Here is a 23209-nt window from a genome sequence, read left to right as displayed (position 1 = left end):
AACTTCTGAAAGGACGAGTATAACAGGGTATTGGGTATTGGAGACTAGGTACTAGGTACTGGGAACTGGGGACTGGGGGACAAAGGGAATTAGAGCCTCGGTCATACTTTGAACTGGATTTATCAACCTCAAAGACTCAAATCTCCGACTCCAGTCCCCAATCCCCAACCCCCAGTTTTTAATCCCCAATCTATGGCAAATCGTCCACGCAAGCTGACACAAAAAGCCTCTAAACAAAATAAACCTCATACAGGTGTGATGAAACGCATCGCTAAAAAACCCCAGAAAAAGCTCAAAGGGGGAAGTTGGTTGTCGTCAACGCTAGCGATCGCAATTTTGTTGAGTAGTGCTAGTCTAATTATGGTTTTCGCCTGGATTAGCGTTCTCTTCATCTTCAATCCAGACCAGGTAAGCTGGCTAAATAAAATTTTACCCGCATGGGCACAAATCCCCCTTGGCAACCACGAACGCCCCAAAACTCTCAAACAAATTCAACTTGATTTGAGTCAAAAAAACCAAATATTTGGCGAAACTCTGCCTTTACGTCAAGATGCCAAAGACTCTTTTTTACTGCCAGTTTGGCAACAGCGTGCTAATTGTCAATCAGATTGTAAAAAACTTGTGGAACTCAGGGTTTACGAGCTATCAGAAGAGTTAGAGTTTAAATCTCAGTCCGAAAATTACTACTATTTAGCCACTCAATTACCTATAACTGGGCCAGAAGAATCCTCTGTGATTTCACCCTCACTTGATGAAACATCAGAACCCCAAGATATCAGTGTTCCCCTACCTTTAACTAAAGTGCAACGTTTTGACGGTGGGACACCATCACCGGGAGTTTGGTTTAATTTGCGGGGTCAACGCCAACAAGGAACTGGTGCTTATGGTCAAGTTGTATACTACAATCCACAACGCATCAATTTACTACAAATGTTGTCTTGGACAAGTCCCAACGGACAATTACCCAGATGGCAGCAGGTAACTGGTGATGGTACAAAAGAGTTAGTTGTCGATCAAACTATAGGCTTAGAACCGCACTTACAGGTTTACCAAGTCAAGCCTGTGAAGTTATTCCTCAAACCAATTGAATTAGAGGCGATTACCCTCAAATCAGCAGCCCTCAAAGATTCTGCATACCAAAACGCCCTGTCAATTGCCCGTAGTGGACTATGGACACCAGCCTTTGAATGGTTGAAATTCATCAAAAAACAGCGCAAAGGAGTTTTTCCAGGGGTGGCGCAAGCGCAAATGGATTTGATTCGCTTGCATTCCCAACTTACTAAAACCCAAGCCCAGAAAAAATGGGCAAGTCCTAGTCAAGAAGTGCTAGCAGACTTGATTGATGGTCGCTGGGAGAAAGCATTACAGGTGTTTGAAGCGTCGCCACATAATACCCAAGAAATTGCGACTCTACTCAAAGCCGATAAAAAACGGTTGTGGAATCGCACAGCCGCAGCGTTGCGGGTGAACCCAAATAGACTGGATGTGCAAGCTTGGTTCGCTTTGATTTTGGCTGTTCAGCAGGGAGAAGAACACGCTAATTCCTGGTTAAAGACGCAACCAAAAATTACAAAAGATAATCTTGTCTATATTCAAGGTCTATTAGCAAGACTCAATAGTGAGGGTGCAAAGTCGCAAATATCCTCTACTCACCCTAGTCAGATTGTTGGTACAGTGCAACCAATTACTCAAGTTACTAGCAGTGAGTGGCTGCAACCAAATTCCTTAGCAGACTTGAAACTCACTGATAATCAAGTTTGGTATCAGGTAGAGGTGAGTGCATTTAATGACGGTAAAAGCTGGCTAAATTCCCCCTTTGAGAATTTGAACCCACCTAAAACTTCCGCCGCCAAATTTTTATGGAAAACTTTAGGAATCATTTCTGACCCGGAAATCCAGATTATAGTCTGGTTGCCAAATGGAGAACAAAAAATTACTATAGTCGCTATCAAAGCAGTGCAACTACAGGGTAAAGTTTTGCGCCTATTGGCTGCGGGCCCAAAAATTCCAGAGAATCAAAACGATGTTCTTCAACCCAAACCTCTAGCTTTGACAAATGCAGCACTGGAATGGGTACAACCATCTCCCATCACTCTCAAAGAACTGCATCAACAAAATCCCCAAGGGGTGAAGGTAATATTATCGAGTGTCTGGCAATCTTTACAGCAATCCGGTGAAGTTGCGGCTGGTGCTATTCCTACCTTTGAGCAGATGCAGGAAAAGTTGGGTGATTGGCCCGTTCAAGTGATTGATTTAACAAATAATGCTCAACCAGAAATAATACTGACTATCTCAGCAGCAGCAATAGCATCCTTGAATCAGTCTTCACCTGAAAATCAGGCGGAAAATACAGAACAACGCCGCGACCGGACTATAATTTTGTCCGATCGCAATCAAGTCATTTACACTGATTTTACCAGAAATGACTTACAAAGACTCTCTGCGATCGCCAAGCTTTCAGACGTGCAATCTTTAGCTTTATTAATTGAAAATGCTCATAACTACAGTCTGAGGCGCTGGTCAGAGAAAAATCAGCGCTTTGAATAGCACGCCCTCTAATCAAATTTAAATTAAAGAGGCACTGGCAATCGCTATCTCCAAAATTGACTTATTCTTTTTGGTTAGTTTCGGCTAGACGTTGGTTCTTCAGGTTTTCCAACTGCTGCAACAGAGAGTCTACTTCTGCTTGTAAATGCATAAATTTAGCTTGCTGATCGTCTTGATAATAAGACTTGGTTAGCTTACTCACCCAGTTAGCCTGGGACTGGCGATCGGAAACACTAGATAAACAAGTAGGCATCGCTAATTAAATCCACAATTTAACTCACACCATTAGAAATATTATAATAATGCTCTTTTAAGCTTTATTAAAATATTGTATATTTTTCATTAATTACTCTAATGGATTTTAGGTTCAATCATAAGAGACGGCGAGTATCATGGCTGTGTTCCAAACAGAATAGTGCCCTAAGTGTGCAAAGCTTCCGCCCACTTGACGATACTTAGCAATACTTAAATTGATTAGCCTGTCAATTATGGTTGTATGAATTATTATCGCCCTTTTTAGGGAATTTACGCAGGAATTATATGTAGACTATATCAAGAATTCTGCTAGGTTATGAAAAATTGAGGGCTGACACAGCAAAGATTTCCCCAATCCCCTTAAAAATATGCCTTTTTAATATCCACCTTTTTTGGCAGTAGCCTTGGGCAAGGACTCGTCCAAGGCTACTGCCAAGGAGAGACAGCACATTGCCTATTTAACTGGTATTCTAAATAAAAATGGCAAGTGAAACACCTGCACCACAAAAAATAATATTCTATAAGTAATATTCTTTTGGAATTAAAGAGCTGGGACAGGGCAAAGAAAAATTCACTTTCTTCCTCTTCCGCTTCCATCTGCCACTTTCTCTAAATATCGAATCCTTAACATTAAGAAATTTTAAATCCTGTGACTTTGAGCCTGTCTGTTGCTAAATCTCATCGCCAACCCTGGCCCGGACTGATAGAAGCCTATCGCCAATACTTACCTGTCAGTGAAAAAACCCCGGTCGTCACTCTTTTGGAGGGCAACACACCTCTAATACCAGTGCCAGCGATCGCAGAACGTATTGGCAGACAAGTACGGGTTTTTGTAAAATATGATGGTCTGAATCCTACCGGCAGCTTCAAAGACCGGGGGATGACTATGGCAATTTCCAAGGCCAAGGAAGCAGGAGCAAAAGCAGTAATTTGTGCCAGCACGGGTAACACCTCAGCAGCCGCCGCCGCTTATGCAAGGCGTGGAGGGATGAATGCCTTTGTATTAATTCCCGACGGCTATGTAGCACTGGGCAAATTAGCCCAAGCATTACTGTATGGTGCAGAAGTATTGGCAATTAAAGGGAATTTTGACCAAGCGCTAGAAATTGTCCGCGAAATGGCCGAAAGTTATCCGGTAACTTTGGTAAATTCGGTCAATCCCTACCGCCTAGAAGGGCAAAAAACAGGAGCCTTTGAAATCGTCGATGCGCTGGGTGATGCCCCAGACTGGCTATGTATCCCTGTTGGCAATGCGGGAAATATCACAGCATATTGGATGGGCTTTTGTCAATATCATCAAGATGGAAAGTGCGATCGCTTACCCCGAATGATGGGATTCCAAGCCGCAGGTGCAGCTCCATTAGTACACGGTCAGCCCGTGGCGCATCCCGAAACCCTAGCGACAGCAATTCGCATTGGCAACCCTGCTAGCTGGGAATTAGCGATCGCAGCCCAAACCGCAAGTCAGGGAAATTTCCATGCCGTTACCGATGCAGAAATTCTCGATGCTTATCGACTTTTAGCATCATCAGAAGGTATCTTCTGCGAACCTGCTAGCGCCGCTTCTGTAGCCGGATTATTGCAGGTAAAAGACCAAATTCCTACAGGAGCGACAGTGGTTTGTGTCCTCACAGGCAATGGTCTAAAAGACCCAGATACAGCCATTAAACACAATCACAGTCAATTTAAACAGGGGATTGCAGCAGAATTGGGCGCAGTCGCCGAGGCAATGGGATTTTAAGTAACCTGGAAATACAAGCGATCGTAATATCTAATGTAAAAATTGCGTAGGCAAAGCCCACCGGAGGTATCGCAGGCAATATTTTTTAGTCTGGCGAGTGTCAAAATAATCCCAAATTGCCAAATGATTGCGATAGATGAATTCACACTAAGCAAGATGCAGCAAGGCAATCCCCAATCAAAAATCAAGAATCTAAAATCCAAAATGGTATAATCCTAAAGAATTTTTAATCAGCTGGTTGATCATTTTAATAATCACCAACAAACAAAAGGATACAAGCCCCTAAATTTATTTATGGGGATTATTAATTTTGAATTTTGAATTTTGAATTTGGAGCGAAGCGACATGACTCATTCTACTGATATTGCCACCTTAGCCCGATGGATGTCAGCTGACTTTAGTAATCAAGAACAAGCTTTTGAAAATCCGCCTTTTTATGCCCACATTCGTGTGTGTATCCGTCCCCTTCCCTTGGAATTGTTCTCAGGAGTAAGTTTGTTTCTCGAACAAGCTTATGATTTTATGCTCAATCAACCCTACCGGATGCGGGTAATGAAATTGATTCCCGCAGAAAACCACATTGCTATTGAACACTACACCGTTAAAGAAGAACAAAAATTTTACGGTGCATCTCGTGAACCCGAACGCCTCAAAGAGTTGTCTGTTGACCAACTGGAAAAAATGCCAGGCTGCAACATGATTGTAGAGTGGACAGGTAAGAGCTTCAAAGGCAGGGTCGAACCTGGTAAAGGCTGCATTGTGGTTCGTGACGGCAAAAATACTTATTTAGATAACGAATTTGAGATTGACGCTAAAGAATTTTTCAGCCTCGACCGAGGAAGGGATTTAGACACTGATGAGCGTCTGTGGGGTTCCATCGCCGGCCCATTTCACTTTGTCCGATGGGCGAATTTTGCCGATGAAGTCAAAGCTAATTAACGCACTACATGTTCAAAGTAAGCCGTTTGTGGGTAGATGTTGATGAACGTGTATTTCACGACATTCCCACTTACAACTGTTAATTTCTTGATTGATATTCTTAAAAGTAGTGTCGAATAGGTGGTCTGAAAGACGCTCCTAGCAAGGAAGCACAGGTTAAATGCTAAATTATCACAGAAATTTGGATTAGCGATCGCTAATCCAGATATAACGAAAACCTGGATGGTGACACAAGACTACCAGAAACATCCAGTTAACCCACTATCTCTACCTCACAATCTTGTGCTACTATTGTTAAGCTGACCCTATTGCCTCCTTAAGATATCAAACTAGTGGGCAAAAAGTCATTATATTGTCGATGTGGCGGCATAGCCAAGTGGTAAGGCAGAGGTCTGCAAAACCTCCACCCCCGGTTCAAATCCGGGTGCCGCCTTAAGGCTTTCAGCCTTTTAGGACTTCCAGAAACAACACAAAACACATTTTTGATATTCAAAGTGATATTCAAAAAAAGGGTAGCTTGACTTATTAAGGATAAATAGACATCCAAGTGATATCTAATAATGAAGTCCCCTAAGTTACCAGTTACTCTGTCCTATGGTCTCTATCAAAAGCTCAAATCGCTTTCAGCAGTTAATAACATCTCTATGGCCGCTCAAGTCAGATACCTCATCAGTCAAGCCAGTTACCCTCAAGGAACTACAGGCGGGTCTACAGGAAGTCAGAATATCAATGATTTAGATGCGTTCCCCCTGTCCTAATCCCCAGTCCCGAACAAATAAATCAACGCTTCTACTAGAACTTGATTTTGTTCATCTGTGCCAACAGTAATGCGTAATTTATCATCTAGCCCAGGCTGCTTGAAGTAACGGATTAAAATTCCCTGTTCTTTCAGTTTTTGATAGAGATATTCTGCGTTTTTTTGTGGAGGCTGTACTAGCAAAAAGTTAGTTTGGGAATCCCAGATATGAAAACCTAATTGTTTCAAGTCTGTTGATAGCTGATTCCGCGATGCTTTAATCTTTGCCACACAAGCATTTTTATAAGCTTGATCGGTAATAGCAGCCTTGCCAATTGCACAAGCGATCGCATCGATATTATAGCTATCCTTCACTTTAAACAATCCCTGCAACAGTTTAGGATTCGCCACTCCAAATCCTAATCGCAGTCCAGCCAACGAGTAGCCCTTAGAAAGGGTACGAATTATGATGACATTTTCGTATTCCTTTACCAAAGCCAACGCATTCTCTTCAGTAAAATCTATGTATGCTTCATCAATCACCAAAACTCCAGATAACTGGCTGGCTAATTGGCGCAGCTCGTTAGTTGCTACCAGATGCCCCGATGGACTATTCGGCGATGCAATGAATGTGACAGAACCATTGGCAGCAACCAGTTCTTCCAAAGGTAAACTGTAGTCCTCACTGTAGGAAATTTCAATAATTTCCGCAGCCTGCATTTCTGCCAATGTACGATATAGCACATAAGTTGGCATCGGATAAACTACCTTTTTTCCAGGTTCTGCACAGGCTCGAATTACTACGCTCAACAATTCGTCACTACCATTGCCTACAATAATCCAATCGCTAGGAACTCCTAAAACTTGACTTGCGGCTTCTCGAAATTCCCCGCCGAAAGGTTCTGGATATCGCCGCAACCACTCTTCCTCAATATTTTGCAGTACAGCTAGTGCCGCAGGGGAAGGAGGATAGGGGTTCTCGTTGCTGTTGAGTTTAATTATCTGTGTACCGCGTTGGGGCTGCTCACCGGGAACATAGCTAGCCATTGCATCAACATTAGAGCGAAAGTAATTAGTCATAGGGCATTGGTTGTGTATCTTAAGCAAATTTCAACCCACAATTTCTGACGATATCGTATTTTGTCGTTTACAAAATACGGCTTTAGGATTTACATACTATACAGAGGTATGTTGTAAATCAACGTAAATACGTCATTTCAAGTGTTTATTAATCATTAATTGATGTTGAAAGAGGCAGGAGGCAGAAGGCAGGAGGCAGGAGGCGCAAAATGGAAAAGGGATTCAAACCCCAACCAAATTGTAAGCGCCGTGTAGACGGCGGGGTTTTAAACCCTTGTTCCCTTCTCTTCTCTACGAGAGGCTACGCCAACGAGACGCACTCGCGTTCGGTCACGGGCAGGAGACAGATAGCGTAGCGTAAAGCCTGCGGCATAGCTACGCTTAGAGCGAGTCCGCGAGCGTCGGGCAGTTTTCCTCCTGCCTCCTGCCCTCTGCCTCCTGCCTTCCTTGATAAATAAACGCACGTCATCGGGGCAATTCATGAATTTGCCCCGACGGGGGAAGTATTTGAACGCTTATTTCCCCTCAAAAATGTTTAGATATCGTTAGAAAATAGAACCAGGGAGCAAAGGAGCAAGAAAAGAATAACAATATCCAATGACCAATGACCAATGACAAATGACCAATGACAAATGACAAATCATTACCGATATATTATTTTTTACAAACCCTATGGCGTTCTCAGCCAATTTACAAAAGATGCTCCCACACATAGCACCCTGAAAGATTATATAGATGTACCTGATGTCTATCCTGTAGGACGCTTAGACTGGGATAGTGAAGGATTACTGCTGTTAACAAATGATGGACAATTGCAACATCGCCTTGCCCATCCGCGTTTTGGTCATAAACGTACTTACTGGGTACAGGTAGAGCGAATTCCAGATGAAGATGCGATCAAAAGGTTGCAAACAGGCGTAAAAATTCAAGATTACCGCACTCAACCAGCACAAGTTAGGCTCTTATCAAAAGAGCCAGAGCTACCTGAACGCACCCCGCCAATTAGATTTCGTAAAAATGTACCGACAGCTTGGCTGGAAATGACTTTGACAGAGGGAAAAAACCGTCAAGTCCGGCGCATGACTGCGGCTGTTGGGTTTCCGACTTTGCGACTGGTTAGGGTCAGCATAGCCCACCTACGATTAGATGACTTACAATTGGGTCAATGGCGCGACCTCACTACATCTGAACTCCAATTTATTTCTGTTTAGAGACGACAGGAAAAGGGCTAAGGAGCAAAGGGAGATCAGGGAATGAGAGGGAAAAGGGGGCAAGGAAAATAACCATACTCAATTCCCGATTTCCAATCTTTGCGATCGCTATCTTATTGAACACAGCTTAATATACATTGGTTTGATAGGAATACCGGAGTTTCTAAAAAAACTTCTTGCGGGCTTTTGTAGAATATGTGATACTCTACATCTATAAAGAAAACACGGTAGTTCTATCGTTTTACCGTAGTTTAAAAGGACAGGATTCATGCAGCTACTATGGTTCATCCCAACCCACGGCGACGGACGTTACCTTGCAACTGCTACAGGTGGAAGGGCAGTAAGCTTTCCCTATCTGCGGCAGATTGCCCAAGCGGTGGATGACCTTGGTTATACAGGGGCATTGCTGCCCACGGGACGTTCTTGCGAAGATGCTTGGATTGTAGCGTCAACGCTGGTATCGCTGACACGACAGATGCGTTTTTTGGTGGCGATTCGTCCCGGCTTGGTATCGCCTGGAGTAGCGGCGCGGATGGCGGCGACTTTTGATCGTCTCTCTGGAGGACGCTTGCTGATTAATGTTGTGACAGGAGGCGATCCCGTAGAATTAGCGGGAGATGGCTTGCATTTGGATCACGATCAGCGCTATGAATTAACAGATGAATTTTTGACAGTATGGCGAGCGATCGCTAGTGGAGAACAAGCCAATTTTCAGGGCGATTATCTCAATATTCAAGATGGGAAACTGCTGTTTCCACCTGTTCAAAAGCCATATCCACCTTTGTGGTTTGGCGGTTCCTCTCCTGTTGCTCAAAAAATTGCTGCCAAGCATGTAGATGTCTATCTAACTTGGGGCGAACCACCGGCGCAAGTAGCCGAGAAGATTGCATTAGTTCGCAGACTTGCAGAAGCAGAAGGCCGGACTTTGCGGTTTGGGATTCGTTTACATGTGATTGTGCGCGAAACCGAGAGTGCAGCCTGGGATGCAGCCAATGATTTAATTAAATATGTTGATGACGAAGCGATCGCTAAAGCCCAAAAAGCTTATGCCCGGATGGATTCAGTTGGACAACAACGGATGACTCAATTACACCACGGTAATCGTGAGGCTTTAGAGATTAGCCCGAACCTCTGGGCAGGAGTTGGTTTGGTGCGGGGTGGTGCGGGAACAGCCTTAGTAGGCGATCCCCAAACTGTAGCGGCCAGAATGTTGGAATATGCAGATTTAGGTATTGAGTCCTTTATCCTCTCTGGTTATCCCCACCTAGAAGAAGCTTATCGAGTCGCAGAACTTCTATTTCCCCATTTGCCCTTAGAAAATCTGCCAGCAGTAGAAAAGCAACATGTCTTGAGTCCATTTGGCGAGATTGTGGCAAATGAAGATTTCCCTAAGCAGCATAAAGAGAAAGCCACATCCATATCCTAGTAAAGTTTAGGTTATTGGTTATTCCCCATTCCCATTTAATACATAGGAGTTTAATTGAATGACAAATATTTTAGCGATCGCAGGTAGTCCAACCCATCCATCTAGAACTTATGGTTTGGTCGAATACAGCGCCAAGCTTTTACAACAAGAAGGCTTGGATGTAGACATTATTTCAGTTCGGGATTTACCTGCTGAAGATTTAGTTTTTGGACGATACGACAGCCCTGCTTTAGAACAGCCAAAAGCTTTATTAGCAAAAGCAGATGGTGTGATTATAGCCACCCCAATCTACAAAGCTGCTTACACAGGAGTGCTAAAAACATTTCTAGATTTGCTCCCACAAAAATCATTGACAGGTAAACCCGTATTACCAATTGCCCTTGGTGGAACGATCGCTCATTTATTGGCAATTGAATATGCTCTGAAACCTGTATTATCTGAATTAGGAGCGCGGCATATCTTAGCTACTGTTTATGCAGTAGACAAACAAATTCAACGACAAGCTGATAACAGTGTCGTCTTAGATGAAGAAATTGACCAAAGGCTCAAAGATGTCCTCAAAGAATTTGTTAAAGCTGTAGCTTATGATGCCGCCGCGCCTCAAGAATTGGTTCATGCCAATTAAATAATCAAGTTTATACCTCCGTTTACTTGTAGCAGACGGGTAATTTCTCCCCATCTGCTACCTTTTTTAAAAGTTAATCAAATTAGCATAAAATTCTATTAAAATAACAACCTGACTGTCTCACCACTTTGCATCTAAGTTTAAAAAATATTTTTTACAACTAATTTAAGATTGCTATAGATATCAAAATTGTCTCCTAACTCTACCCGTAGTAGATTAGTTAATTTAACTAATCTACTATTTTTTCTTTTGAGATTTTAAAATTGCTATCAGGATATGAGAAAGTTTACCAATAATATAGGTTGGATAAAGCTAATACCTTACCCAACCAAAGCGTGATCGCTCTTAATAAGCTAAAAAACATCTAATTTGCATAATCGAATTAAATATAACTCTTGTGGGGTGGGCGTACTGGACACATTCTTCAGTGCAAGTCACACAAGCATGAGTTTGTCTTTGTTTGGGCTTGCAGCTAGGAAATCTTTATGAGCCTGATTATTAATTTCCTATAGGACTCATATTTGATTTTTGAAAAAACCCTGTACAACTCAAAAGCCTTCTTTCCTATTGCCTCTTGCCTTCTCACCCTACGCCAACAAAAATCAAAGCGGATTCCTATATTAGTCTTCTTTTTAATTGAATAGTTAGTTATTGTCTTCCACAACGACTATTCAGAAGCTACAAGCAACCCATATTTGATATTTTATCACTGTTATAATGCCTGCCCACGCAGATAAATGAAGCAGATTATGAAGTTGAAATTTTCTCAACTTGTTTCGGAGCTTTTATTTCAGTAAATAGTTGAATTCCTTGATTAAAATTAAATTTACTTTCATCAGGCTTTGCCATCTTTTGATAAGTTAAACCTAATTGATAATAAGCTTCAGCTAGATCGCACTTAGCACCTATTTTATCCAACAGTTCGATTGCTTCTCTATGATGAGCCAGGGCTAATTCAAAATCTGCTTTTTGTCGATTAATTTCTGCTAAACCATTGAGTGTCTTTGCTTTCACCTGCATATAATGGCTTTCTTCAGCAAAATTTAAAGCTTGCTGTAATATTTGATTTGCTTGATAAAACTCTCCTAAATTGACGTATGTTTGACCCAAAATTTGCATGAAATAGACAAATCTCCCAGTCTGTTCTAACAGTTTTTCGTTCGTAATATTCTGATAAGCTACATCTGCTAATGCAAAGGAGGCATCACGCAAACCTAAATAAGAATACACCAAAGCTAAACAAACTGATGCTTTCTCTGCCCAGCGATGATGCTCAGTATTTTGGGCTAAGTAAATTACTTGTTGAAATAAATTTGCGGCTGCCTCTAGTTCCCACAAATCTATTTTGTAAAGACCAATACTTAATAAAGAATCTACCTCTAGCATCCTCAGATAGTAAACTGGATGTTTATTTTCTGGCTGAGGTATAAGTGATTTGAGTGCTTGGGTTGCCAGAGTAATAGTCTTTTCTTGACAAGCTATCGCTTGACTAATCTTACCTGTTATCCAATATAAGTCGCCCAGTATATTATAGAGTTCACTGAGGTTTTGGTTATTTTCCAAATTGTTAACAACTTGATTAATTGCCGCCAGTATCGGTTGAATTAAACCCATCCGATACAACGTACTACCAAGAGGCAAAAATTGCTGCCATTGATTATTTCTGCTTTTTAAAATTACCTTACCTGCTAACTCAAACTCATGAATTTCTATATAATGATAATATGCTTCCAGAGCTTGCAAAGCATCTTTAAAGGTTTCAATTTGTTTAATACTAGCTGTCCAAAATTCTGCGGCTTTGTGATTGGCAATTTCCCATTCATCGCTAGGGCGTAAACGTGCGATCGCTTCTTTCCGAATCACCGGATGCAAGCAATATTCGCCTTTTTCGCACTCTACCAAAGACCGATTTCTCAAGGAGACGATGATTTGGCGATGTTGATCGGGTGGAACATCCCAAAGTAAACAAAATAACCCTTGTGATGGGATAGTAGGTATATCTTGGTAACGATAACATCCCAAACGACAAAGTAAGCGATATGCTTGGGGGTCGAGGGCTTGCAAACGATTGATTTGACTAACCGCTAAATTTTTTAAGTCGGTTACTGCTAAAGGATCAGCATGATTTTCTTGCCAATAAAGAACCATGTCACCGCCAAAATCCTCCTGAATCGAACCGCAGAGAATTCCCATTGCTTTAGCATTACCGCCATAAGTGCGATGCATGATTTGCAAGGTTGGTGAGTCGATGGCTAATCCCCGGTTGCTAAAAAACTGTAGCCATGCGCTTTGATCCAAACCAGGAAGCCGATAGTGATTCACATTCAACCCAGGTTCACAAAGGCGATCGCGGCTGGTAATCAAGGTAACAGATTGCACCCTGGCATCAGCCAACACCCGCAATAGTTCTACATAGTTGCGGTGAGAAGCAATCAACCTACCTTGTTGATCTAATGCAGGTTCCAGATTGTCAATTAACACCCCAATCCGCCGATTGTGGAGTTCGCGCTTGAGTCGTCCCAATGTAACCCCAAATTCTACCCCAGGTTCTTGATCAAAATCTTGTTTGAGCCATTCCTCTACTACTCGTTCGGCGGGGGTGATATTTTGCGTTTCCTTCGCCATCAGCAGTTCCAAAACCAAGTCAAATTCTTGATGAAGATATTGCTGCGCTAGAGTAGTTTTGCCTAAGCCTCCCTCACCTTGGATGACAATGACCTTTGATCCTTGATTTACCAAAGTATTCAGGTGAGCGATCGCAGCTGTTCGTCCAATAAAATTGGTATCCTCTAATTTTGGGGTGGGATGTGGCGATCGCGAGTAATCAATCAGACTGGATGATATCGCACTAGTTTTTCTCAGAACTCGCTCCAAAGTAGCACGACAATTACTTTTGGTAATCTTTTCTCGCAATACTTTAGACAGCAGTTTCCATAACTGAGAACCAGCATCCTTGGCGTGTCCTTCGGTACAACCGTAAGAATGAGCGATATCTAAGTATTTTCTACCCAACCAAACTTGCACAAGAATCACTTTTTGCAAATCGCTCAACCGTTCCCCAGTCTGAGGGGGAATTGTGGCATCTAACCATGCTAATGCTGCTTCAGCGTCCATTGTGTAACGACAAGGATAGTTCAGATTTTAGGGACAACTATAAATTACTCTACAGTTATGTTGCGGGAGTTTTCGGATAAGATTCTGTAAACCCGACTTTTTTCCCGACTTTTGCAAACTTTATTCAAAATTCAGCCGCAATTTTCATTGCTTCTTGTGAGTGCAACTAAGAGGATGTTTGAAAAGTTATTAGTGATGTATCAAATCCTTTTAGATCCCCCTAAATCCCCCTTTTTAAGGGGGACTTTGATCCGGTTCCCCCCTTTTTAAGGGTGGTTAGGGGGGATCAACAAGTGTCTAAAATCACAGCCAAATACTTTTCAAACAACCTCTAATGGAGTCTCTTGCAAAAGCTAGTTTACCGGCCCAAGAAATTAATTCAGCATCACCAGTTCTTTAATACGTTGTCAATTAACTCAATCTTGTAATAGTCAAAATTAATGTTCCACGATTTTTAAAATACATTATTGGAACATCATTGGCATAACAAAACAACTCCCCACTTGAAGAAGCTTTATATTTCTACAATTTCTTCCCAATTAAGAACTCTTGTTCACCAGACTGGCCAATATTCCCAATTAGGGAAAACCAGTTTTCGTTTGGTTTTCTGCGGAACATCTCAGCCCAACGTAGCCACGGTTTTGTATACCCATCTGCATCACTTCTAATCTTGGCATCATACCAAAACTGTTCTCCTTGTACTTCAAACTTATAACTTGCTCCTATTTCTAGAAAAATACCAGTGGCGTTCCAGTATTTCTGAGCGTCTATTATTGTTTCTGATGAAGAGCCAATTTGTAGCTTTGTCATTTTTGTATTAATTTTACATAATTGTAACGATAGAACCGGAACTTCACTTATTACATACGAATAATCACTTGCCGAAGAAAAAATATTAAGGAGATAAGTTTAGAAATTTGTATTACTTAAATGCCTTAAATAATCTTTTTTTAACCTCTTATTAATTTGAAAAACTTACTCTTCCTAGATAATTGAGGCTAGCTATTTACAACAAATTAAGCCTCATTCAAAATATCAGGGAGTATACATTGAATCTATCGAGACGTCAGTTTTTTACTTTGGCAGGGGCATCTGCTACAGGTGCCGTCCTTCTATCTCCTTTGCAAGCATTCTATGCTAAACCCGCGATCGCTGCGGGTCCCTACGGCAATTTAGTGTCCGACCCCAATGGAGTATTAGATTTGCCAGCTGGATTCACTTACCGCAGACTGTCCGAAACAGGCCAAACGATGAATGATAGTTACCTAGTACCGGGTGGTCACGATGGTATGGGTGCTTTTGCCGGGTCTAATGGCAATACGATTCTAATTCGCAATCATGAACTCGGTACTTCTGGCAACGGTGTGGGCGCTCCCAGTGGCAGCAAGTACAACTCAAATGCAAGGGGCGGTTGTACTAAATTGGTTGTTAATTCTTCCCGCAACCTGCTAGAACATCGGGGTGTCCTGGCGGGAACTATTCGCAACTGTGCTGGTGGCCCTACGCCTTCAGGGTCATGGTTAACCTGCGAGGAAACTTTTGAAAGCAATAACGGTAAGAAGCATGGTTATGTGTTTGAAGTTCCCAGTAGTGCAAATACTTTTGTCACTCCCGTCCCACTAACCGCTATGGGGCGTTTTAATCACGAGGCTGCTGCTGTAGACCCCAACACAGGGTATATCTACATGACAGAAGACCGGAGTGATGGGCTGTTCTACCGCTTCATTCCCAACCAAACCAACAACCTGAGTGCTGGCGGCACGCTATACGCTTTAAGGATTACAGGGTCATCTGGAATTAACACAGCTACGGGTTTCCCAAAAAATACACCTAGGGCGGTGAACTGGGTACAGATTAGCAATCCTGATCCCACATCTGATACTGTCAGAACAGCAGGGTATAACAGCGGTGCCGCCAGATTTTCAGGTGGGGAAGGCATCTTTTATGGCGGTGGTTATGTCTACTTCACTTGCAAGAGTGGTAGTAGTTCTGGAAATGGTCAGATTTGGCGTTATTCGCCCGCTAATAATACCGTTGAGCTATATATTGAACCAAACAATTCTGGTGTACTAGATAATCCAGACAATATTATAGTTTTCCCCAACCGGGACATCTTCCTCTGTGAAGATGGGGATGGAACGGATTACATTCTGGGCATTACTCCCAGTGGCAGTCTTTATAAGTTTGCTAAAAATGCCCTCAACACATCAGAGTTCGCCGGAGTCTGCTTCTCCCCCGATGGTCAGACGATGTTTGTCAACGTACAAAGTCCAGGAATAACCTTTGCTATCTGGGGGCCCTGGTAACGCTACCTCCTATTTCAGTGTCTAGTCAGGGGAGAGAGCGATCGCCCTGGCTAGGCTCAGACAGCGATATTTTCTATAACCAACTTTTTCCCCGACTTTTGCAACCCCATCACATAAAACTGCCGACTTCAGCCGACTGACAAAACGAAGTGCGATCGCTTAGGCTATTGGGCATAGAGATAAAAATTTAAGTATAAAAATATGCTTAACACCCTCAGCCCAATCACAGAAGACTTAGCAGGTCAAAGCTATCCCAGTCCTCATTACTTGCAAATACAGCACCGCATTCGTTCACTCATAGACAGATATATTGCAGTCGAAAAACTACATGAACGTCTGCAAGATTTACCGTTACAGTTTGCCAATCCCCAACCGCGTCCCTGGAAACCCATTGACTGGCAAACAATTAACCGCAATCAAATTATCGGCTTAGATGCAGAGGTATTTTTATCTATATTGATAGGTGCAATGGATACAGAAGCACCAATTCGCGGCTATACCCAAACAAGTCGGCAATATTTAGAAAAATTGCATCCTCAAATGGCTCGGTTTGTTGGTGGAACTGTCGGTAAAGATGGCGAACTGCTGGAACTTGGTTTGTGGGAAAAGGAAGAACGTCAGCACACACCAGCATTAATCAAAATCTACACCCAATTGACAGGCGAGAAAATTACCCCAAAATTTCGTACTGTTAGAAGCTATCTTCCCACAGATGACGCTCACGAAGACTTATATCGCCACGGCTTACACCGCATTGCCACAGAATACGGTGCAACCTGTCTTTATATTTGGTTGATGGCTCACACCACTGGCGCACTCCAGGATGTTTTAGAGGAACTAGCACAGGATGAAATCAACCATACGACCAAATTCTGGGGGTTCGGAGTCTGGACTTTCCCTGATACTGGCTTGATGCGAATTGGACGCACACTCATCAAAACGCGATCGCAAAATTATCAGCGCAACAACCTCATGCGTACCCTCCGCCGCATGATGGCTACCCTCAACTGGAATGCTTGGTCATTGACTAACAAAGCAACTCTCCTCTTCACCTTCACCTATACAATGCGTCGTCTCTGGAGTTGGAACAATAGCCTCACACCAGAGTATTTGCAAGATTTATTTGAAACTACCTATTAGTAAAAACAAAGGACAAATGACAAATAACAAATCAAAATTACCCAGCGATTTAAATCCCCAAAAAATACCCCAACATATCGCCGTCATTATGGATGGTAACGGAAGATGGGCAAGCAGTCGAGGATTACCGCGCATTGCTGGACATCGCCAAGGAGCAAGTACGCTTAAAGAACTATTACGTTGCTGCAAAGATTGGGGAATCAAAGCGTTGACAGCCTACGCTTTCTCAACAGAAAATTGGCAGCGTCCTATTGAAGAAGTAGATTTTCTGATGCTGTTGTTTGAGCGATTATTACATCGCGAGTTGGCTCAGATGCATCAAGAAGGTGTACGAATCTCCTTTATTGGAGATTTATCGGCTTTACCCAAGTCTCTACAAACGGAAATGGAGCGTTCAATGGCAGAGACTTTGAACAATCAAGCAATCCACTTTACTGTTGCAGTCAACTACGGTAGCCGCAACGAAATTACCAGAGTTTGCCGTCAAGTAGCTCAACTCGTGGAACAAGGCCAACTCAGTGCTGAACAAGTGAATGAAAGTCTTGTAGAACAACACCTCTATACGGCAAACACTCCAGAACCCGATTTGCTGATTCGTACTAGCGGTGAAATGCGATTGAGTAATTTTCTTTTGTGGCAAATGGCGTATACAGAGATGTATTTCACCGATATTCTTTGGCCAGATTTTAATCGAGAAGCATTTCATCAGGCTTTGTTGAACTACCAAAGTCGCGATCGCCGTTTTGGTCAAGTTAAAGCTTCACTGTCAGCTTAGGGTATTTGGAAAACCTCTCTATTAAATTTTCCCCTTCCCGACGCGGGAAGGGGACTAGGTTTTTTGCTGCTATCAAGCATAAAGTAAAAGCACCCACAGTACCAGGATGGTATATGAGCGCTAATAAATTAAAACATTATTGAGGATAATCTATCTGCTATGACAGACCGAAGTAACTATAAGAATAGCAGGCGGTGGGTAAATAAACTGCAAGGGTAGTTACAAATGTTTTGTTAAAAATACTACTTACTGTAAGGTGTTGCTTCTTTTGCAAAAATATGGTAAGTTCCGCTCCTAGTTTAAAAATTTTCTGTATGCGATCGCTATAAAGCTTCTCTTGGATGAAACTGGTTAACAACCGTAAGAGAACTTATTTGCACCGTTTGCCTCCCGATCTTACCTGTACCCCAATCGATCTGCGATCGCAGTCTCTTAATTTTTTTGAATAAATTATTCTTTGGTAGGTATTGAGCCGAAATCCTGATACTTTTGGCGAAAGTGTTACAACTAATAGCTGCAACGGTAGATTGAAGGTTTGAGCTTACATAATACTTTCAAATACAAATATGTATTACATTTGCTAACAGTATCAAGCTCAATATCTATATTCTTCATCACAAAATCAGACTTAAGTAAGTTGATGTTAAAAAAACCAAGTATGTTACGAGACGTAAATATGCTTAAAACCCTTACTAATGACCAATAACAAAGGCAAATGACAGCCTTAGCCAGTTAGCTTTAATTTTACCGACTTACCTATTAATTATTATTTTGTCAATATAGCAATCTGATTTTAGATTTGAACAGAGAAAATTTGTCAGGCTTATGAATCAGGCATCCTACGGAGCTTGCTGTTCAAAAACCATTCATTATTTACTATAGTAACTATAAATACTATCAATATAATTTTTTGTTAATTCTTTCCAAAAATAGTATTTACTATAATTTAATACTTGCGATATAAGCTGATGTTCTGGTAAGTCAATTCAGAAAAAATCCTGATATCAAAAATTTAAAGTTGACAAGATTCTCTTGCTAAAACTACTTTAAATTTACTTATCAATCAATTTTAAAATCGCAATTAATTTTTCCCTATTTTATCGGTGTTAGGAGTTATGATGGCAAAATATCTACTAGCTTCTGCTAGTGGGATGGGGTTTTTGTGTTTAATTGCCGGGTTGTCACCTGTGCAAGCCCTTCCTAGTTTAGAAATTGCAGATAAAAACGTAGCTGTTAATCAAGATGATGGCAGCTATCAAAAAAATGATTCTTATCAAAGCAATTTAGCAAACAATATCTCCAGTCAATTGCTGATAGCTAATGATAGTCAAAAAAATTTCCCCTCAGTCAAGCAACAGCAAAATAATCAAGATTTAGGAGTAGATTCTGCTGTTAAGTTTGGACAGACAATCACAGCACAATCTGCAAGCTCATCTCCATCCTCAGATAAACTTGCACAAGTAACATCCGTATCCCAATTGTCTGATGTACAGCCGACTGATTGGGCTTTTCAGGCACTCCAATCTTTAGTTGAGCGCTATGGTTGTATCGCAGGTTATCCGAATCAAACCTATCGCGGTAATCGGGCGATGACTCGCTATGAATTTGCTGCTGGCTTAAATGCTTGTTTAGACCGAATCAACGAACTGATTGCGACTGCAACTGGTGATTTGGTCAAGAAAGAAGATTTAGCCGCGTTGCAGAAACTACAAGAACAATTTGCGGCGGAATTGTCAACATTGCGTGGTCGAGTAGATGCTGTAGAAGCTCGCACAGCAGAACTAGAAGCAAATCAGTTTTCTACTACGACCAAACTCAATGGTGAGGTAATTATTGCTGGTGTTGGTGCTAGTGGTGGCGCTCCTAATGATAGTGACCCGAACATCATCCTAGTCAATAGAGTGCGGTTAAATCTCACCACTAGCTTTACTGGTAAAGATTCATTAATTACTGGATTACAAGCTTATAACTTTTTGGGTGGAGCCGATGGACAAGGTAGCCTGCAACAAAGTTTAGGATTAGCTTCACCTCTTTTAAGTTCTAGTAGCGCTCGTACCAGTTTTGAACCGCAATTTCCGGGGATAAATGTCAATACTTTGTCGAGTGTTGGCGCAAACAGTGTTCAGCTTTACAAATTACTGTATATCTTTCCCGTCGCTAATAAATTAACCTTGTTTGCGGGAACTGCGGCGGAAACATCAGATGCTTTCCCAGCAATTACGCCTTTTTATGGTGAAGGACAAGAGTCAATATCTCGTTTCGCCGGCTTAAATCCTGTGCTACGGATTTCTGGTGGGACTTCAGGTACTGGTTTAGCATCGGCGGCGGGCTTTATTTATAGTATTTCCCCGAATTTGGATTTACGAGCTTTATACGGTAGTGTAAATGCCAATTTACCCCAAAAATCTGCTAGTGAGGCACTACCAGGAGTTTCTACTACACCTTTGGGAGGAGGTTTATTTAGTGGTAGTAGTGTTATTGCCGCACAGTTAACCTTCAAGCCCAGTCCTGACCTAGATATTGGTCTAAACTATGCCAATAGTTATCATGAAATCAATATTTTAGGTACAGGATTAATTAGTGCTGATATTGGTGCTTTAGCTGGTGTTGAGGCTGGGACACCAGTCAAACTAAACTCTGTTGGGGGTACGGTTACATGGCGATTGTCTCCCAAAATAGCCTTATCTGGCTACGGTGCAGCACTATTTGTTGATGCTGCTTCAAATAGTGTGAATGCTTCCACCACCTTTACAAGTTGGATGGCGGGAGTTCACTTCAGAGATTTATTCAAGTCAGGGAACACTGCTGGGATTCTTTTTGGTCAGCCGCTTTTCCGTAGTGATACTGGTGGTTCTGCTCAACTTACGCCCACAGGCGAGAATCGGGCCACTCCTTACCATTTAGAAGGCTATTATCGCTTTCAAGTTAGCGATAATATCAGCATTACCCCTGGTGCGTTTGTTCTCTTTAACCCAGAAGGTAACAGCAACAATGAGACTACGACTGTAGGCGTACTTCGCACTACTTTTACCTTTTAACAATAGCTCCAAATAGCGCAAATATCCTCCAAAAAGTAACACTCCTGAAAAGGAGTGTCGAGGATAAGATAATCACTAATAAACAAGTAGAAATTTGGTGGACGATTATCGAATAATAATATTGTCTTTTTGCCCAAAATCTTTTATGCAAAACTGGTAAGATACTTAGGTTCGCTACGCTCAAAATAAAGTGCGTAGCCCATCATCGATATCGCCTCACACATAACCTAATTGTTTCTTTTACCTGAGTTACCAGGTTGATTTGAAAGTTGGTGCTTTTGTATAACCCGCTCAATCTGGCAAGTCACTGCATTTATTCTGTATTTAACCTTATCAAAATCAATATTTACCCAAATATAGGCTTTGTCAGGTCTTTCTTGCTTATTATTCATATATTGCTTTTCTTGTCAAGATATTTTGTTATATCTATACAATATAGCCATCTCTATTTCTAAACTACTTTCTCTAGACGTATAAGTAAATATGCTTAATATTTACTTAAGATTTTATCTGCTAGAAGTTCAACCACTATTCACTAAAAGAGACGCGACATTTCGCGCCTCTAAGAAGCAAAACCCAAATTCTAAGTATTAGCTTAAATCTTTGTTTGTAGATATTGCACCAACTGGGGTGCTTGCATCACTCCCTCTATCCTATCCACAGGTTTACCTTGCTTAAACAATACTAAGGTTGGGAGAGAGGCAATTTTGTACTCAGTAGCCAAATCTGTGTATTTCTCTGTATCAATTTTTACGATTCGTAGGCGATCCTTAAGTTGGAGATTGACTTGCTCTAAAATTGGCACCATCATTTGGCATGGGCCACACCAGTCAGCGTAAAAATCTACTAATACAGGTACATCAGAAGCAGACAGCATCTCTTCAAAGCTGTTAAATTCTTTTTTAGTTGCCATGTGACACACGCCGATTTTCAATTGTTTGTTTCAATAGTAATTCTTAGTAAATAAAATCGGTACAAGTTTATGGGTTTTGTTGGGAAAATATTAGATTACTCAATATAGATTGATTTAGCCGCAAAAATCTTAAATATTTATAATAAAATCCATATATCGTGTGTGTTTGTGTATATGGATTAGATATGTATTTAAACCTATCTTAGCTGCCTAAATAAAGTAAGTTAGCACAATAAAATCATAATATGTAAAGAAAAATGAACTAGGCTAAAACCCTTATAACTATTGCCTTATCCCAAAGCTAAATACAAGGTATAGCTTATCTATAAAATATCTAATTTGCAGGATGACAGCAAGATTCTCACCCTAAAGAGTGAGATTTTATCTAGACAATATTCAGATGTTCCCTAAATCACCATAAGATAATTAGCGCGGTATTTCTAAGATTGAGGAACATTAAATGACATTATTACAAGGTAAAGTCGCAATTGTCACAGGTGCATCACGAGGAATTGGCAAAGCGATCGCAATTGAATTAGCTTCACAAGGAGCGATCGCAGTTGTCAATTATGCTAGTTCGAGTGCTGCGGCTGAGGCAGTTGTTACAGAAATTACAGCAGTGGGAGGTCAGGCGATCGCTATCCAAGCAGACGTTTCTAAAGGCGATCAAGTAGATGCACTAGTTAACGCCGTCATGGAAAAGTTTAGCCGTGTGGATATCTTAGTCAATAACGCAGGGATTACCCGTGACACACTGCTTTTGCGTTTAAAGCCAGAAGATTGGCAAGCTGTGATAGACCTTAATCTAACTGGTGTTTTCTTATGTACACGCGCCGTCAGTAAAATCATGCTCAAACAGCGATCGGGGCGAATTATTAACATTACTTCCGTTGCTGGGCAGATGGGCAACCCAGGTCAGTCCAACTACAGCGCCGCCAAAGCAGGTGTAATCGGCTTCACCAAAAGCGTTGCCAAAGAACTGGCTACTCGCGGTATTACCGTTAACGCCGTCGCCCCTGGCTTCATCACTACCGATATGACCAGCGATCTCAATAACCCCGAAGATATTCTAAAATACATCCCCCTCGGTCGCTTCGGTCAGCCCGAAGAAGTCGCTGGGATGGTGCGCTTCCTAGCCGCCGATTCCGCCGCCAACTACATCACCGGACAAGTTTTTAATGTCGATGGCGGAATGGTCATGGCTTAAATAGTGCTGAGTTAAGAGTTATTGCAAGGAGGCAGGACAATACTTTTCGGTTAAACCCAATAATCTCTCTTTTGGTCTGGGGAAAGGTTAAAGGGGAAAGGGGAAAGGGTTTGAATTTCCCTTTCCCCTTTCCCCCTTAACCGAAAAGTATTGGGA

General features: G+C 41.7%; 18 protein-coding genes and 1 tRNA gene. 12 read left to right on the top strand and 7 right to left on the bottom strand.

From position 1 onward, the window contains the following. Positions 1-192 precede the first annotated feature (192 nt). Positions 193-2547: a hypothetical protein gene (locus G1O98_RS09800; protein ID WP_163928640.1), complete on the top strand. Its 2355-nt coding sequence runs from the start codon at positions 193-195 to the stop codon at positions 2545-2547. Between the two features lie 61 nt (positions 2548-2608). Here the strand turns inward: G1O98_RS09800 and G1O98_RS09795 are convergent, their stop codons facing one another. After that, entirely contained in the window at positions 2609-2800 is a 192-nt protein-coding gene (locus G1O98_RS09795; RefSeq protein WP_163928624.1) for a hypothetical protein, read from the bottom strand. Positions 2801-3451: 651 nt separating this feature from the next. On the opposite strand from G1O98_RS09795, the gene thrC reads away from it, so the two are divergent. From thrC to G1O98_RS09780, 3 genes are all read left to right on the top strand, one after another. After that, a complete protein-coding gene (thrC, locus tag G1O98_RS09790) occupies positions 3452-4543 on the top strand; it encodes a threonine synthase (RefSeq protein ID WP_012407520.1) in 1092 nt (363 codons plus the stop codon). Positions 4544-4888: 345 nt separating this feature from the next. After that, on the top strand, positions 4889-5482 hold the full coding sequence (locus G1O98_RS09785; RefSeq protein ID WP_163928623.1) for a chromophore lyase CpcT/CpeT: 594 nt from the start codon (positions 4889-4891) through the stop codon (positions 5480-5482). A 362-nt stretch (positions 5483-5844) separates the two neighbouring features. Further along, positions 5845-5915, top strand: a tRNA-Cys gene (locus G1O98_RS09780). A gap of 321 nt (positions 5916-6236) precedes the next feature. On the opposite strand, the gene hisC is transcribed toward G1O98_RS09780, so the two are convergent. Next, the gene (gene hisC / locus G1O98_RS09775; RefSeq protein WP_163928622.1) at positions 6237-7298 is read right to left on the bottom strand and encodes a histidinol-phosphate transaminase; all 1062 of its coding nucleotides are present in this window, start codon (positions 7296-7298) and stop codon (positions 6237-6239) included. Positions 7299-7564: 266 nt separating this feature from the next. Beyond that, on the bottom strand, positions 7565-7780 hold the full coding sequence (locus G1O98_RS09770) for a hypothetical protein (RefSeq protein WP_163928621.1): 216 nt from the start codon (positions 7778-7780) through the stop codon (positions 7565-7567). A 150-nt stretch (positions 7781-7930) separates the two neighbouring features. On the opposite strand from G1O98_RS09770, the gene G1O98_RS09765 reads away from it, so the two are divergent. From G1O98_RS09765 to ssuE, 3 genes are all read left to right on the top strand, one after another. Beyond that, entirely contained in the window at positions 7931-8509 is a 579-nt protein-coding gene (locus G1O98_RS09765) for an rRNA large subunit pseudouridine synthase E (RefSeq protein ID WP_163928620.1), read from the top strand. A 268-nt stretch (positions 8510-8777) separates the two neighbouring features. Continuing rightward, complete coding sequence (gene ssuD / locus G1O98_RS09760) at positions 8778-9935, top strand: FMNH2-dependent alkanesulfonate monooxygenase (RefSeq protein WP_163928619.1); 1158 nt, start codon at positions 8778-8780, stop codon at positions 9933-9935. A 58-nt stretch (positions 9936-9993) separates the two neighbouring features. Beyond that, on the top strand, positions 9994-10560 hold the full coding sequence (gene ssuE / locus G1O98_RS09755; protein WP_163928618.1) for an NADPH-dependent FMN reductase: 567 nt from the start codon (positions 9994-9996) through the stop codon (positions 10558-10560). Between the two features lie 747 nt (positions 10561-11307). Here ssuE and G1O98_RS09750 read toward each other — a convergent pair. Together G1O98_RS09750 and G1O98_RS09745 are read right to left on the bottom strand one after the other, a co-directional pair. Further along, the gene (locus G1O98_RS09750) at positions 11308-13674 is read right to left on the bottom strand and encodes a tetratricopeptide repeat protein (protein WP_163928617.1); all 2367 of its coding nucleotides are present in this window, start codon (positions 13672-13674) and stop codon (positions 11308-11310) included. Between the two features lie 522 nt (positions 13675-14196). After that, complete coding sequence (locus G1O98_RS09745; protein WP_163928616.1) at positions 14197-14484, bottom strand: hypothetical protein; 288 nt, start codon at positions 14482-14484, stop codon at positions 14197-14199. 239 nt (positions 14485-14723) lie between these two features. Between G1O98_RS09745 and G1O98_RS09740 the strand changes: the two genes are divergently transcribed. The 4 genes from G1O98_RS09740 to G1O98_RS09725 all read left to right on the top strand — a co-directional run bounded on the left by G1O98_RS09740 (position 14724) and on the right by G1O98_RS09725 (position 20933). Beyond that, positions 14724-15980 (top strand): alkaline phosphatase PhoX, encoded by a 1257-nt coding sequence (locus G1O98_RS09740; protein ID WP_163928615.1) that lies wholly within the window; start codon positions 14724-14726, stop codon positions 15978-15980. 201 nt (positions 15981-16181) lie between these two features. Continuing rightward, a complete protein-coding gene (locus G1O98_RS09735) occupies positions 16182-17120 on the top strand; it encodes a ferritin-like domain-containing protein (protein ID WP_163928614.1) in 939 nt (312 codons plus the stop codon). Between the two features lie 16 nt (positions 17121-17136). Further along, positions 17137-17895: an isoprenyl transferase gene (locus G1O98_RS09730; RefSeq protein WP_163928613.1), complete on the top strand. Its 759-nt coding sequence runs from the start codon at positions 17137-17139 to the stop codon at positions 17893-17895. Between the two features lie 1118 nt (positions 17896-19013). Next, positions 19014-20933 carry an iron uptake porin gene (locus G1O98_RS09725; protein WP_163928639.1) on the top strand — a complete coding sequence of 640 codons (1920 nt, stop codon included), beginning with the start codon at positions 19014-19016 and terminating at the stop codon, positions 20931-20933. 227 nt (positions 20934-21160) lie between these two features. Here G1O98_RS09725 and G1O98_RS09720 read toward each other — a convergent pair whose 3' ends face one another. Together G1O98_RS09720 and trxA are read right to left on the bottom strand one after the other, a co-directional pair. Beyond that, entirely contained in the window at positions 21161-21325 is a 165-nt protein-coding gene (locus G1O98_RS09720) for a hypothetical protein (protein WP_163928612.1), read from the bottom strand. Between the two features lie 203 nt (positions 21326-21528). Beyond that, positions 21529-21846 carry a thioredoxin gene (trxA, locus tag G1O98_RS09715; protein WP_163928611.1) on the bottom strand — a complete coding sequence of 106 codons (318 nt, stop codon included), beginning with the start codon at positions 21844-21846 and terminating at the stop codon, positions 21529-21531. Positions 21847-22306: 460 nt separating this feature from the next. Between trxA and fabG the strand changes: the two genes are divergently transcribed. Further along, the gene (gene fabG / locus G1O98_RS09710; RefSeq protein WP_163928610.1) at positions 22307-23053 is read left to right on the top strand and encodes a 3-oxoacyl-[acyl-carrier-protein] reductase; all 747 of its coding nucleotides are present in this window, start codon (positions 22307-22309) and stop codon (positions 23051-23053) included. The last annotated feature ends 156 nt before the right edge of the window (positions 23054-23209 follow it).

Source organism: Nostoc sp. UIC 10630 (genome assembly GCF_010747425.1).
In the GTDB taxonomy this organism is placed as follows: domain Bacteria; phylum Cyanobacteriota; class Cyanobacteriia; order Cyanobacteriales; family Nostocaceae; genus Nostoc.
This window is presented reverse-complemented; position numbering and strand designations above follow the sequence as displayed.

Coding starts and splice junctions, on each gene's coding strand:
- G1O98_RS09720 (WP_163928612.1), bottom strand. CDS start 21,325: ATGAATAATAAGCAAGAAAGACCTGACAAAGCCTATATTTGGGTAAAT.
- trxA (WP_163928611.1), bottom strand. CDS start 21,846: ATGGCAACTAAAAAAGAATTTAACAGCTTTGAAGAGATGCTGTCTGCT.
- hisC (WP_163928622.1), bottom strand. CDS start 7,298: ATGACTAATTACTTTCGCTCTAATGTTGATGCAATGGCTAGCTATGTT.
- G1O98_RS09725 (WP_163928639.1), top strand. CDS start 19,014: ATGGCAAAATATCTACTAGCTTCTGCTAGTGGGATGGGGTTTTTGTGT.
- G1O98_RS09800 (WP_163928640.1), top strand. CDS start 193: ATGGCAAATCGTCCACGCAAGCTGACACAAAAAGCCTCTAAACAAAAT.
- G1O98_RS09785 (WP_163928623.1), top strand. CDS start 4,889: ATGACTCATTCTACTGATATTGCCACCTTAGCCCGATGGATGTCAGCT.
- G1O98_RS09730 (WP_163928613.1), top strand. CDS start 17,137: ATGACAAATAACAAATCAAAATTACCCAGCGATTTAAATCCCCAAAAA.
- G1O98_RS09750 (WP_163928617.1), bottom strand. CDS start 13,674: ATGGACGCTGAAGCAGCATTAGCATGGTTAGATGCCACAATTCCCCCT.
- G1O98_RS09735 (WP_163928614.1), top strand. CDS start 16,182: ATGCTTAACACCCTCAGCCCAATCACAGAAGACTTAGCAGGTCAAAGC.
- G1O98_RS09765 (WP_163928620.1), top strand. CDS start 7,931: ATGACAAATCATTACCGATATATTATTTTTTACAAACCCTATGGCGTT.
- G1O98_RS09745 (WP_163928616.1), bottom strand. CDS start 14,484: ATGACAAAGCTACAAATTGGCTCTTCATCAGAAACAATAATAGACGCT.
- ssuD (WP_163928619.1), top strand. CDS start 8,778: ATGCAGCTACTATGGTTCATCCCAACCCACGGCGACGGACGTTACCTT.
- ssuE (WP_163928618.1), top strand. CDS start 9,994: ATGACAAATATTTTAGCGATCGCAGGTAGTCCAACCCATCCATCTAGA.
- G1O98_RS09795 (WP_163928624.1), bottom strand. CDS start 2,800: ATGCCTACTTGTTTATCTAGTGTTTCCGATCGCCAGTCCCAGGCTAAC.
- fabG (WP_163928610.1), top strand. CDS start 22,307: ATGACATTATTACAAGGTAAAGTCGCAATTGTCACAGGTGCATCACGA.
- G1O98_RS09770 (WP_163928621.1), bottom strand. CDS start 7,780: ATGAATTGCCCCGATGACGTGCGTTTATTTATCAAGGAAGGCAGGAGG.